General features: G+C 55.7%; 10 protein-coding genes. 7 read left to right on the top strand and 3 right to left on the bottom strand.

Annotation, left to right across the window (positions count from 1 at the left end):
- Positions 1-526: 526 nt before the first annotated feature.
- From AC0T7J_RS14905 to AC0T7J_RS14895, 3 genes are all read left to right on the top strand, one after another.
- Positions 527-2,098 (top strand): ABC transporter substrate-binding protein, encoded by a 1,572-nt coding sequence (locus AC0T7J_RS14905; protein WP_473795165.1) that lies wholly within the window; start codon positions 527-529, stop codon positions 2,096-2,098.
- 120 nt (positions 2,099-2,218) lie between these two features.
- Complete coding sequence (locus tag AC0T7J_RS14900) at positions 2,219-3,721, top strand: helicase HerA-like C-terminal domain-containing protein (protein WP_473795163.1); 1,503 nt, start codon at positions 2,219-2,221, stop codon at positions 3,719-3,721.
- Positions 3,722-3,747: 26 nt separating this feature from the next.
- A complete protein-coding gene (locus AC0T7J_RS14895; RefSeq protein ID WP_115758367.1) occupies positions 3,748-5,028 on the top strand; it encodes a DUF445 domain-containing protein in 1,281 nt (426 codons plus the stop codon).
- A gap of 9 nt (positions 5,029-5,037) precedes the next feature.
- Here AC0T7J_RS14895 and AC0T7J_RS14890 read toward each other — a convergent pair whose 3' ends face one another.
- Positions 5,038-5,946 carry a LysR substrate-binding domain-containing protein gene (locus tag AC0T7J_RS14890; protein WP_473795161.1) on the bottom strand — a complete coding sequence of 303 codons (909 nt, stop codon included), beginning with the start codon at positions 5,944-5,946 and terminating at the stop codon, positions 5,038-5,040.
- 101 nt (positions 5,947-6,047) lie between these two features.
- On the opposite strand from AC0T7J_RS14890, the gene AC0T7J_RS14885 reads away from it, so the two are divergent.
- Positions 6,048-6,677, top strand: a complete 630-nt coding sequence (locus AC0T7J_RS14885; protein WP_473795159.1) for an NADPH-dependent F420 reductase — start codon at positions 6,048-6,050, stop codon at positions 6,675-6,677.
- A 315-nt stretch (positions 6,678-6,992) separates the two neighbouring features.
- Here AC0T7J_RS14885 and AC0T7J_RS14880 read toward each other — a convergent pair whose 3' ends face one another.
- Positions 6,993-7,838: a BtpA/SgcQ family protein gene (locus AC0T7J_RS14880; protein WP_473795158.1), complete on the bottom strand. Its 846-nt coding sequence runs from the start codon at positions 7,836-7,838 to the stop codon at positions 6,993-6,995.
- A 29-nt stretch (positions 7,839-7,867) separates the two neighbouring features.
- Here AC0T7J_RS14880 and AC0T7J_RS14875 point away from each other — a divergent pair, with 29 nt between their 5' ends.
- Complete coding sequence (locus AC0T7J_RS14875; protein ID WP_473795156.1) at positions 7,868-8,749, top strand: PfkB family carbohydrate kinase; 882 nt, start codon at positions 7,868-7,870, stop codon at positions 8,747-8,749.
- Here the strand turns inward: AC0T7J_RS14875 and AC0T7J_RS14870 are convergent.
- Positions 8,742-9,692, bottom strand: coding sequence for an ABC transporter substrate-binding protein (locus tag AC0T7J_RS14870; protein WP_473795154.1), 951 nt, complete (start codon positions 9,690-9,692; stop codon positions 8,742-8,744). The two genes, AC0T7J_RS14875 and AC0T7J_RS14870, sit on opposite strands and share 8 nt — an antisense overlap.
- A 324-nt stretch (positions 9,693-10,016) precedes the next feature.
- On the opposite strand from AC0T7J_RS14870, the gene AC0T7J_RS14865 reads away from it, so the two are divergent.
- Both AC0T7J_RS14865 and AC0T7J_RS14860 read left to right on the top strand, forming a co-directional pair.
- On the top strand, positions 10,017-11,039 hold the full coding sequence (locus AC0T7J_RS14865) for a LacI family DNA-binding transcriptional regulator (protein ID WP_083070291.1): 1,023 nt from the start codon (positions 10,017-10,019) through the stop codon (positions 11,037-11,039).
- A 377-nt stretch (positions 11,040-11,416) separates the two neighbouring features.
- Complete coding sequence (locus tag AC0T7J_RS14860; protein WP_163658614.1) at positions 11,417-12,163, top strand: ATP-binding cassette domain-containing protein; 747 nt, start codon at positions 11,417-11,419, stop codon at positions 12,161-12,163.
- The last annotated feature ends 16 nt before the right edge of the window (positions 12,164-12,179 follow it).

The following is a 12,179-nucleotide window of genomic DNA, read 5'->3' as shown; positions in this document are numbered from 1 at the left end:
TCGGTTAATAACCTGGCAATCTTAGGGATATAGATATGTCTGAATGTAAAAATTGAATTTAAGATGTGTCTTAGTGAAAGTTTATCATGGTGTTGCGAAAGGGTTGCGGAGAGGTAAAAGATTTACAGCACGGAAATCGGGGGTAAAACCGCATAAACATCGGGTATTTAACTCTTTTAACGCAGGAATGAAGGTTATTATTTTCGCCCTGTCATCATCACGCCAAATAACCGATAAAAAAATATCATACTTCCATACAAGAGAATCATTCTCATCGTTAACACTATAGTGACTTTGATAGTCATACAATCAGACTGTGCGCAATTTGTGATCGGCGGAGTAAAACCGGCTTTATTCCGCCCGCTGTAAAATGACAATGAAATGATTTCTGACCGTCATTATCTTATTTTGTCTCTTTGCCTGAATGACTACGCTAATAATTGTGCAAAGCTCATAAGAAACCCGCATTTGGAGATTATCCGGCGCCCGATAGAGTAGAGCTATCAACGACTCAGGATAACTCTCCATGCGAAAAACACTCTTGTCACTGTTAACGGCTCTGGCACTGGTTCACCCGGCACACGCCGCCACGCCTGGCGACACGCTGGTCGTCGCCGTTCCGCTTGATGGCATCATCAGTTTCGATCCGGCGGAAAGTTTTGAGACCGTCAGCAACAGTAGCCTGCGCAATATCTACCAGACGCTGCTGGAGCCGGATCATCAGAATCCGCAGCAGCTCTCGCCGCTGGCGGCCACGCGCTGGCAGGCAGGCAAAACGCCTCACAGCCTGGTTTTTGATCTTAATCCGCAGGCCCGCTTCGCCAGTGGTCATCCCGTGACTGCACAGGATGTGGTCTTCTCATTAACCCGCGCGGTAAAACTCAATAAAGCGCCCTCTTTTATTCTGGGTGAATTTGGCTGGACGCCAGAAAACATCGATCAGCAGTTCACGGTGATCAACGACCACCAGCTTGAACTGCGCTGGCCAGCAGAGATCGGCAGCGATCTGGCGCTGCGCCTGCTGACCGCGCCGGTCTCCTCCATCGTCGACAGCAAACTGGCACAAGAGCACGCCAGCAACAACGATTACGGCAATAGCTGGCTGAAGGTGCACTCCGCCGGCAGCGCCGCCTATGCCATCAAACAGTTTGTGCCGCTGCAGGCGCTGGTGCTGGAGGCCAATCCCCACAGCAGCCAGAAGCCGCATCTGAAGCGGGTATTGCTGAAAGGTGTGGCCGATCCGGGCAGCCGCCGTCTGCTGATCCAGCAGGGTGATGTGGATGTCGCCTATCAGCTCGGCCCGGATCAGATTGCCGCGCTGAAGAACACCGCCAATGTGCGTATTGATGCCTTCCCTTCCAGCCTGGTTTACTACCTGGGCTTTAACACCCAAAGCCCGCAGCAACCGGCGCTGGGGAATCCGGCGCTGTGGCAGGCGGCACGCTGGCTGGTTGACTATGACAGCCTGGCGAACCAGCTGCTGAAAGGTCAGTACCGCATTCATCAGAGCTTCCTGCCGGACGGCTTCGATGGTGCGCTGAACACGACACCGTTCCATTACGATCTGAAAAAAGCGCAGGCGATACTGCAAAAAGGCGGCATCAAACCTGGCACCCATATCGCGCTGACGGTGGTGAACCAGCCGCCTTACATTGATGTGGCGCAGGCACTGCAGGCCAGCTTTGCCAAAGCGGATGTGCAGCTTGATATCCAGCCGGTAGCGGAATCGGAGCTGTGGAGCAAAATGCGCAGCCGTGACTTCCAGGCCATCTTTACTTACTGGGGCGCGGACTACATCGATCCCAACACCAATGCCAGCACCTTTGCCTATAACGTGCCGGGCGGCGGCAAAACCCTGGCGTGGCGCGTCGGCTGGACGATTCCGGAGCTGAGTGCACAGACCCGCGCCGCCGCCGGAGAGAGTGATGCGGTGAAACGTCGCAACCTCTACACCGGGCTGCAAAGCCGCATCCAGCAGGATTCGCCGTTTGTCATGCTGCTACAGGGCGCAACCCAGGTGGCGGTGCGCAGCAACCTCAGTCACCTGCAGCAGGGCATCGGCGTCAGCCTGCTCAATTTTGAAGAGGTTCAGAAGTAAACCTCTGTGGCAGGCCGCTGCTCCCCGGGCAGCGGCCTTTTTTTGGTGAATAGTTCTCCTCCTGTGCCGCTCCGGCTTGCTATCCTTCAGGCATAACCCAATGCCTGAGAGTGGAAAATCATGACTTCCCCGCTACTGATTGCCCGTACGCCAGACGTCGAACTTCATCTGTTGCCGCAAATGGCCAACCGCCACGGCCTGATCACCGGTGCGACCGGCACCGGTAAAACCGTTACGCTGCAGAAACTGGCTGAATCGTTCTCCGCCAGCGGCGTGCCGGTTTTTATGGCTGACGTTAAAGGCGATTTGACAGGCGTGGCGATGGCTGGCCAGTCCAGCGAAAAGCTGCAGGAGAGGCTGGCGAAAATCGGCGTCACCGACTGGCAGCCGCAGAGCAATCCGGTGGTGCTGTGGGATATCTTCGGCGAGAAAGGCCATCCGGTTCGCGCTACCGTCTCCGATCTCGGGCCGCTGCTGCTGGCGCGACTGCTGAACCTGAATGAGGTGCAGAGCGGCGTATTGCAGATTATTTTCCGCATCGCCGATGACCAGGGTTTGCTGCTGCTGGACTTCAAAGATCTGCGCGCCATGACCCAGTACATCGGTGACAACGCCAAAAGCTTCCAGACCCACTACGGCAACATCAACAGCGCCTCGGTCGGCGCCATCCAGCGCGGGTTACTGACGCTGGAGCAACAGGGCGCGGAGCACTTCTTTGGTGAACCGATGCTGGATATTGCCGACTGGATGCGCGTCGACAGCAACGGCAAAGGCGTCATCAACATCCTCTCTGCTGAGAAGCTCTACCAGATGCCGAAACTCTACGCCACCAGCCTGCTGTGGCTGCTGTCGGAGCTTTATGAGCATCTGCCGGAAGCGGGCGATCTCGATCAGCCAAAGCTGGTGTTCTTCTTCGATGAGGCGCACCTGCTGTTTACCGACGCGCCGCCGGTGCTGCTGGAGAAAATAGAACAGGTCATGCGGCTGATCCGCTCCAAAGGGGTCGGCGTCTGGTTCGTCACCCAGAACCCGGCAGATATTCCCGATCGGGTGCTGGGGCAGCTCGGCAACCGCGTTCAGCACGCCCTGCGCGCCTTCACCCCCAAAGATCAGAAAGCGGTAAAAACCGCCGCCGATACCCTGCGCGCCAATCCGGCATTTAACAGCGTCGAGGCGATTCAGGCACTGGGCACCGGCGAAGCGCTGATCTCCTTCCTGGATGCTAAAGGCAGTCCGTCGGTGGTGGAACGCGCCATGGTGATCGCCCCCCGCTCACGTATGGGTCCGGTCACAGGCGATGAGCGCAACGGGCTGATCAACCATTCACTGCTCTTTGGCAAATATGACAGCGAAGTTGATCGCGAATCGGCGTTTGAGAAGCTGCAAAAAGGGTTTCAGGCCGCCAGCGATCAGGCCAGTGCACCTCCGGCGAAAGGCGACGATGTCGCGGTAGATAACGGCATTCTCGGCGGGCTGAAAGAGATCCTGTTTGGCCGAACCGGCCCGCGCGGCGGCAAGCACGATGGCGTGGTGCAGACCATGGCGAAAAGCGCCACGCGCCAGATTACCAATCAAATCATCCGTGGCGTACTCGGCAGCCTGCTGGGTGGTCGTCGCCGATGAAACCGGCTCTCTGCTAAGATCAGGATATGGATAAACAACACGAACTGAAACGGACGAAACGTCTGGCGCTGCTGCTGTTACTGCTGGCTGCAATTACCTTTATCGTTACGCTTTTTCTGCCGCCCGGCTTCTGGGTCAGCGGCGTAAAAGCGATTGCGGAAGCTGCGATGGTCGGCGCGCTGGCGGACTGGTTCGCGGTGGTCGCACTGTTCCGGCGCGTGCCGGTGCCCTTTATCTCGCGTCATACCGCCATCATTCCGCGCAACAAAGATCGTATCGGTGAAAACCTCGGTCGCTTTGTGCAGGAGAAGTTTCTTGATACCGACTCGCTGCTCAATCTGATTCGCCGTCACGATCCTTCCAGCCTGCTGGCGCAATGGCTGAATGCGCCAGGCAATGCTGACCGCATCGGACGTCATCTGCTGCAGGTGATGCGCGGCTTCCTTGATCTGACCGATGATGCGCGGATCCAGACCTTTATGCGCCGCGCAGTACATCGCGCCATCGACAAGGTCGATCTCAGCCAGACCAGCGCCCTGCTGCTGGAGAGCCTGACGAAAAACAACCGTCATCAGGCGCTGCTGGACGCGGCAATCGAACAGCTGCTGAAGCTGCTGCACAAGCCCAGTACCCGCGAGTTTATTGCCATGCAGCTGGTGCGCTGGCTGAAACGCGAGCATCCAATCAAAGCCAAAATGTTGCCGACCGAATGGCTGGGCGAGCACAGCGCCGAGCTGGTGGCAAACGCAGTCGATTCACTGCTGGATGATGTGGCGCTGGATCAGGGCCATGAACTGCGCCTCGGCTTCAATCGGGCGGTCGACAAACTGATCGTTAAACTGCAGAACGACCCGGAAATGGCAGAGCGTGCCGAAGAGATCAAAGGCTGGCTGAAAGAAGATGCCTCATTCAATCGCTATATCGGCGAGCTGTGGAATGATATGCGCAACTGGCTTAAGGCAGATCTCAGCAGCGATGATTCACGGGTGCAGGAGAAAGTGCGCGGTGCGGCATTATGGCTGGGCGAAACCCTGGCGGCCGACCCGGCGCTGCGTGACTCGATGAATCAGCATCTGGAACAGGCCGCACGCAGCGTTGCGCCAGAGTTTGCTGGCTTCCTGACGCGTCACATCAGCGACACCGTGAAGAGCTGGGATGCACGCGACATGTCGCAGCAGATCGAACTCAATATCGGTAAAGACCTGCAGTTTATCCGCATCAACGGCACGCTGGTTGGCGGCACCATCGGGCTGATTCTCTACCTGTTGTCGCAGCTGCCCCAGTTACTGCCGCTGCTGAGCCGATAAGCGCCTGGTTTAGCCGGATTGGGGTGGATAGAGGCCAAACTCGGTAATAATGGCGCTAACAAAGCTGCGGATTTTCACCGTCTGGCGGCGGCCCGCCGGGATCAGCACATGCATGGGTCGTGCTGGCCCGGCATAATCGGGCAGCACCTGGACCAGCCGACCCTGTCTGATCTCTTCAGAGAGAATGGTGGCCGGCCCCAGGGTAATGCCATAACCCTCCAGCGCCGCATGCAGGAGCGCTTTCCAGTCGTTCGATCGCATGCGCCCCTGCGGATGCACCTCTTCAACCTTACCGGCCAGGCTGAATACCCAGCGGCAGGGTTTTGAGGGCGACCAGATGCCATAAACGAGACAGGCGTGGTTCACCAGCTCCGCTGGCGTGGTGGGAATACCGCGCCGCGCCAGATAGGCTGGCGACGCGCAGGCTATCAGCCGGTAGGGCTGCAGTGGATGGGCGATGATCGAACTGTCCGCCAGCGCACCAATCCGGATCACCACCTCATAACCCTCTTCAAACGGATCGACCAGCCGATCGCTGAGTTCAAGATCGACCTGCGTTTCCGGAAACCGGTCAAGATAGCGGGTCACAAACGGCGCCAGGCTAAAAGAACCAAACGTGACCGGGGCGCTGACCTTCAGCGTACCGGACGGCCGCTGCTGCATATCCAGTGCGATCGCATCCGCTTCCTGCACCTCTGCCAGCACGATTTTGCAGCGTTCGTAATAGTTGCGGCCCACATCCGTCAGGCTTTGTCGTCGGGTGGTGCGATGCAGAAGCAGCGTACCGAGATGCTTCTCCAGCATGGCGATATGCTTCGCCACCATCTGCGGTGAGATTTGCAAATGCCCGGCTGCGGCGGCAAACGAGCCCGATTCCGCGACGGTAACAAACACGTTCATGCTGGTAAGCCGATCCATGATTCCCTCCTGTTGGTTGTTTATATTGCGTCTGTTTGTCGATTTATCCACCTCCTGTTTTTAATTAAGGTCAGTGCGTGAAACTCATCGAGGAGCAACGTATGAAAATAGGCATTACTGGCGCAGGCTTTGTTGGCCGGGCGATTGCAAAACTGGCGATTCAGGCGGGACATCAGGTGATGCTCAGCAACTCGCGCGATCCACGCACGCTGTTCAGCCTGAAGCCGATGATTGGCTGTGAAACCGGCACCGCAACCGAGGCCGCAGTGTTCGGCGACGTGGTGGTAATTGCGGTGCCGCTCACGGCAACGGACCAACTTCCGGCCACAGAATTGCGGGGAAAAATCGTGCTTGATGCAGTCAATTACTATCCCGACCGCGATGGCGAAATTGAAGAGCTGCTCAATGGCCGCATCAGCACCAGTGAACGGCTTGCCCGCCTGCTTCCTGGCAGCCGCATCACCAAGGCATTCAATGCCATCCGCATGACCGATCTTGAAACTCAGGGCCTGCCGCCGGGTGATGCTAACCGGCAGGCGTTACCGCTGGCGGGGGATGATAGCGAAGGGAAAGCGATCGCCACGGCTTTATATGAAGCCTTTGGATTTGATGCCGTGGATGCGGGATCGTTAGCGGAAGGCTGGCGTTTCGAGCGTGGGACGCCCGCCTATTGCGTAGCACTCAATAAAGAGCAACTTATCAGGACACTCCAGGAGACCACCCGGCGTTAAGCATAAAAAGCCGGTGGGAATAGAGAAAAGCGGCTGAAACCGTCATTCGCAGACGGCTAATAAATGTATGCTCCCTGAGCTGGCGCGGTTAGCCAACTAAAAAGGCCGCTTTCGCGTAATGCCGATCAGTTAAGACAGAAATGATCGGTTGAACGATCCAGTGGCTGTGTGAAAATCCCTAAAGAGGCATTATCCGCGGGCGGTAAAAAAGAAACCGCAGTGTTACCCGCTGCGGCGTTCTTAAAAGCTTAACTGACAAGCATTAAGCCTCACCAGCAGGCTTTTTTGTGGTCTGCGCCAGGTGATAAACGGTGGCTACGCTTGATCCAGCGCAGCCTGCGCCACGGCCATAAAATGTTTCACCCTCTCCCGATCCACATCGTTCCACCAGACGCCATCCACTTTGAGCGAGCTGGCCACAATAACGGCCTGCGTGCGGCCCAGAATCTGGCAGACGTTGGCGGGCGTGACGCCCGAACCCACCAGCAGCGGTAAGGTAGTGGCGGCGCGAATCTCGTCGATTTCGTCCAGCGTGGCGCTGTCACCGGTACGCTGTCCGGTAGCGATAACCGCATCCGCTTCGAAAAAATCGACATCGCGGGTCAGTTCCTGAATGGAGCGATCGGCCACTATCGCATGACTGCCGTGTTTAACGTGGCTGTCGGCGAACACCCTGATATGTTCGGCGCGCAACTGACTACGGTAGCGCAGCGCTTTCGCGGCAGCCCCTTCAATAAAGCCTTCGTTGGCGATATAAGCATTGGCCCATTGATTGACGCGGATAAAATCTGCCCCACCCGCCAGCGCGGTAGCGAAAGCGGGTAGTGCGGCGTTCGCCAGCACATTAATACCCAGCGGCACGCCGAAACGTTCGCGCACTTTTTCCGTAATCACGGCCATCAGCGCTGGTGTTTCCGGACCAATATCCTCGGGTTTTGAAAAAGGAATATCGCCATGATTTTCGACAATCAGGCCGTGAACGCCGCCGAGAATATAGTTTTCTGCATCGCGTAATGCGCGATCAATTATCGCGCTGACGGGTTTGCCGCGATATTTTGGCGAACCCGGAAAAGGGTCACAGTGAATGACGCCAATAACCGCTTTAGGGCGGGAAAATATCGCTTGTATTGCATCAATTTTTTCTGCTGATATAGCAACCATCGCTTCTTTATCCTGTTCAGGAAAACACTATGCGTGTTTATGTGGCTGGTAATATTACTGTCGATGAAACCTGGTCTGTTACAGATATTCCGGCTAAGGGCGCCTCTGTTCACGGTTATAAACGTTCGCAGGATATCGGCGGTAAAGGCGCGAATCAGGCGATACTTTTATCCCGTTGCGGTATTGAAACGTATTTAATTGCCGCGACCGGGTATGACAGCAATGGAAAATGGATCCGTCAGCAGCTCATGAACGAGCCCGTGACGTTACTGCCTGCGCAGCCCATTACTGCGTTGAGCGATACCTCACTTATTCTGCATAGCGCCGATGGCGACAACGCCATTATTACCAGTACAACGGCGGCAGATGCGCTGGATATCAATACGCTTAACCACCATCTTGCCAGCGCGCGTCCGGGCGATCTGCTGGTGCAACAGGGCAATTTCTCGCCCGGGAAAACCTATGCGCTGTTTAGCCTGGCCAAATCACACGGTCTGAAAACCGTATTTAACCCCTCGCCCGTACACGTCGGTTTTGCCTCATGCTGGCCGCTGGTGGATATCGCCGTGGTGAATCAGCACGAAGCGCAACAATTGCAACCCCGCGCAGTGAAAACGTTGGTAACCACACTTGGCAGCGCGGGTGCCTGGCTGACCCAGGGTGGCCAGCGTACGTTTTGCCCGGCGCAATCTGCCAATGCCATAGATACCACTGGCGCAGGCGATACCTTTCTTGCCGTGATGCTGGCTTCCGCGATCCTGCGTGGGGGTGAAATTGATTCATTAGCGCTTATTCATGCCAGTCAGGCTGCTGCGCTGACCGTCAGCCGTCATGGGACACTGCAGGCTTTCCCCACCGCAGAGGAACTCGCCGCACTGCTTCATACAGGCGGCGAGTCAGCGATTACTTAAACATCACGCGGTAGCTATCCACGTTAGCTTTGGTCACCACCGTGGCCGGCACCAGAATGGTTTTTGACACTGTTTTCCCCGACGCAAGCGTGTTCAGGGCTTTTACTGCCTCTTCACCCATCTTTTTCGGATCCTGCTGCAGCACGGCCGTGACATAACCGCCATCAATGCCGCTAATCGCTTTTGACGTCAGATCCCAGCCAAAGACTTTGATGTCCTTCTGGCGCCCCTGGTTTTCAACGGCAGCAATCGCACCCAGCAGTGCCGGTTCACCGGTCGCGTAGATAGCGGTTAAATCCGGGTTACCGGTAATCAGGTTTTCTGCCGCCGTCATCGCGGTATCCTGCACATTCTGGCCATCAACCACATCCGCCACGGTGATACCCGGATTGCTCTTAATGGTTTCTTCAAACCCTTTCTGACGCTGATTCTGCACGGCTGAATTCAGCGCACCCACAATGCCCAGTCGCGCTTTGCTACCCATATTTTTCGCTACATAATCGACAAAATATTTACCAATAATTTTGCCGCCCTCCAGATTATCCACACCCACCTGAGCCGCCTGAGGGCCCGCAGGTAATACCGCATCAATCGCAATCACCGGTATTTTAGCGGCGGCCGCTTCTTTTATAGCGGGCATAATGCCATTGACGTCAATGGCATCCACCATAATGCCCTTCACGCCCTGCTGAATATAATTTTCGATTGCATCATTTTGCGACACGGGATTATCGTTGGCGTTAAAGATCACTAAGTCATTACCGCTGGCTTTCGCCGCTTCCTGGGCGCCCTTGTTCATCTGATTAAAAAACAGGGCCTGCTGATTAATCTGAACCAGCGCATAAACAGGTGCTGCATGAGCCAAAGAAAAAGCAGAACCCGCAGACAGCAAGCCGGTTGCCAGCGCAACAGCACGCAGTTTTCTGGTGTTAAATGCCATCATCTTAAAATTCCTCGTCGGGAATGAGCGATAACCAGTCGATCTCCGCATCGGGATGCAGAGGGATTATTGTTGGCGGGCAAATATCGTATGAATGGCTTGTTCAGCCTGAACCTGAATAACGTCGCTTCGGTTCACTGTCCATTATGGTGAACACCTGAAACGCGTTAAGCCGGTCTGGGAGTGACTCCCGGGTAATGCGGTAAACTGCTTTTACAATTTGCTTACGGCGGAGTTTTGTCAAGGGATTATTTTATCGTCAGCGGCGATGGAAAAAACGGTGTCCGCTGCGCCTAACTATGTTACAGATACCCGATTCCGGGCAAGATGGCAGGTGATATGAGTAAAAAACGGGTGTTGTTATCCGATGTCGCAGCACTGGCCGGGCTGTCAAAAGCGACCGTATCCCGCTATATGAATCAAAGCATTATATTGCCGCAGGAGACCATCGACCGTATTGAAGCGGCGATTCATCAACTGGATTATCGTGGTAACAGCCTGGCACGCCGCCTGAGCAAGGGCGGCAGCGAAACCTTAGGGCTGGTGCTGCCCGATATCACCAATCCCTTCTTTGCCGAACTGGCGGATGCCGCTGAAGAAGCCGCCTCCGCCCATGGCTACAGCCTGGTGCTGTGCATCACCCGTAACCATCCTGGCAAAGAGAGTCAGTTTATTCGCTGGCTGGATACCTGCCAGGTGGATGGCCTGCTGTTTACCACCAACCATCCCGATAACGGCCTGTTGCGCAAAGAAATTAACCGCCACCAGCGCATCGTGTTACTGGACGAAGATATTCCTGGCAGCATGGTGCCGAAAGTGTTTGCCGATAATGTTCAGGGCGGTCGTATTGCCACAGAAAAACTGATCGCCGCGGGTCACCGTCATATCGCCTTTGTCGGCGGGCCAGACGAACTGATGAGCGTGCGCGAGCGCTATCAGGGCTTTTGCACCGCGATGAAGCAGGCTGGGCTGAACGTGCCGCCTGAATGGGTAATGTACGGTGAATATCAGCGTGAGTTTGGTGAACAGGCGCTTGAACGACTGTTCAGCCGCCGTGCGCGCCCTACCGCAGTCTTTGCCGCTAGTGATTATCTGGTGCTGGGTTTGCTGGATGGACTGCGTGCTCGCGGACTGAAAGCCCCCGAGGCGCTGTCGCTGGTCGGCTTTGATGACGCCACTTATGCCGACTTTACTCAACCCCGCATTTCGACCATTCGCCAGCCCGCGCGGGAACTGGGCCGCACGGCGGTTCACATCATGTTGCGCATTTTGAATGACGATCTCGCCGTTCCCGCCGAGACTCGCCTGCCGGTGGAATGGGTGGCGCGCGATTCGATACAAATTTGTTAACAACGTCCCAGAATGGCGCAAAAGTGCACAGCGCTGGCGCAAATAATGAGCTTTTTAATTTCGCATGGTTATAGTGAGTAAACCGGTTTACTTAAAGTAAAAATTTAAATATTTTTATTTACAGTGAGTTAGACCGCGAGCATAGAGCCTCTTTATAGGCTGGCACGGATGCTGCAATACCGTAACCGGCAAACAAATATCGTTGTAGCGTGTTGTTCTGTATGTAGCGACAAAAGTTTTATCCTGCAGGTAAACCGGTTTACAAGGGCGTAAACCGTGCAGGATAACCGCTTTTTTACATCCAGAGTAACTGTCCCGTTAGCGGTGATGGGAGTGATCACATGCAGCAAACACAAACTGCCCTGACACGGGTAGAGATGGTGAATATTACCAAGACCTACGGTGCGATACGGTCTCTGCGCGGTGTAAATCTGCGACTGGCCCCGGGTGAAGTGCTGGGTCTGGTGGGCGACAACGGCGCGGGTAAATCCACACTGACCAAGGTGCTGTCAGGCGCCGTCGTGCCCACCAGCGGCACGATTCGTATTGATGGTGAGGATCAGCATTTCAGTAACCCGGCGGATTCACGCCGCTGCCATATTGAGATGGTTTATCAGGACCTATCGCTGTGCGACACCGTCGATGTGGCAGGCAATCTGTTTATGGGACGTGAGCCAATGAAGTCGATTCTCGGCATTCCGTTTCTGGATGAAGAGAAAATGCATGCTGACGCACGAGAAATGCTGAAAGGTCTGGGGATTTCTATACCGGACACGCGGTTGCTGGTGCGCAATTTATCCGGCGGGCAGCGCCAGGCGATTGCGATTGCTCGCGCTGCCGCCTTTGATCCCAAAGTGCTGATCATGGATGAACCCACCGCCGCGCTGGCCGTTGCCGAAGTGGAGGCTGTGCTGGAACTTATCCGTCGGGTGTCGGCCCGAGGCGTGAGTGTCATCCTGATCACCCATCGCTTACAGGATCTGTTCCTGGTCTGCGATCGCATCATGGTGATGTACGAAGGCACCAACGTGGCGGAGCGCCGGGTGGCCGACACGGACCTGACCGAGATCGTCAATTTGATCGTGGGTGAGAAATTTGTCGCCCGCTCTGCCGCAGCGCACTGAGCGAGGTTACAGGATG

The sequence above is a fragment of the Pantoea sp. E956-1 genome (assembly GCF_982223955.1).
This window is presented reverse-complemented; position numbering and strand designations above follow the sequence as displayed.

Excerpts from the sequence above, each read along its gene's own strand:
- AC0T7J_RS14880 (WP_473795158.1), bottom strand. The coding sequence starts at position 7,838 with ATGGTTGCTATATCAGCAGAAAAAATTGATGCAATACAAGCGATATTT.
- AC0T7J_RS14860 (WP_163658614.1), top strand. The coding sequence starts at position 11,417 with ATGGTGAATATTACCAAGACCTACGGTGCGATACGGTCTCTGCGCGGT.
- AC0T7J_RS14900 (WP_473795163.1), top strand. The coding sequence starts at position 2,219 with ATGACTTCCCCGCTACTGATTGCCCGTACGCCAGACGTCGAACTTCAT.
- AC0T7J_RS14870 (WP_473795154.1), bottom strand. The coding sequence starts at position 9,692 with ATGATGGCATTTAACACCAGAAAACTGCGTGCTGTTGCGCTGGCAACC.
- AC0T7J_RS14875 (WP_473795156.1), top strand. The coding sequence starts at position 7,868 with ATGCGTGTTTATGTGGCTGGTAATATTACTGTCGATGAAACCTGGTCT.
- AC0T7J_RS14895 (WP_115758367.1), top strand. The coding sequence starts at position 3,748 with ATGGATAAACAACACGAACTGAAACGGACGAAACGTCTGGCGCTGCTG.
- AC0T7J_RS14865 (WP_083070291.1), top strand. The coding sequence starts at position 10,017 with ATGGCAGGTGATATGAGTAAAAAACGGGTGTTGTTATCCGATGTCGCA.
- AC0T7J_RS14890 (WP_473795161.1), bottom strand. The coding sequence starts at position 5,946 with ATGGATCGGCTTACCAGCATGAACGTGTTTGTTACCGTCGCGGAATCG.
- AC0T7J_RS14885 (WP_473795159.1), top strand. The coding sequence starts at position 6,048 with ATGAAAATAGGCATTACTGGCGCAGGCTTTGTTGGCCGGGCGATTGCA.
- AC0T7J_RS14905 (WP_473795165.1), top strand. The coding sequence starts at position 527 with ATGCGAAAAACACTCTTGTCACTGTTAACGGCTCTGGCACTGGTTCAC.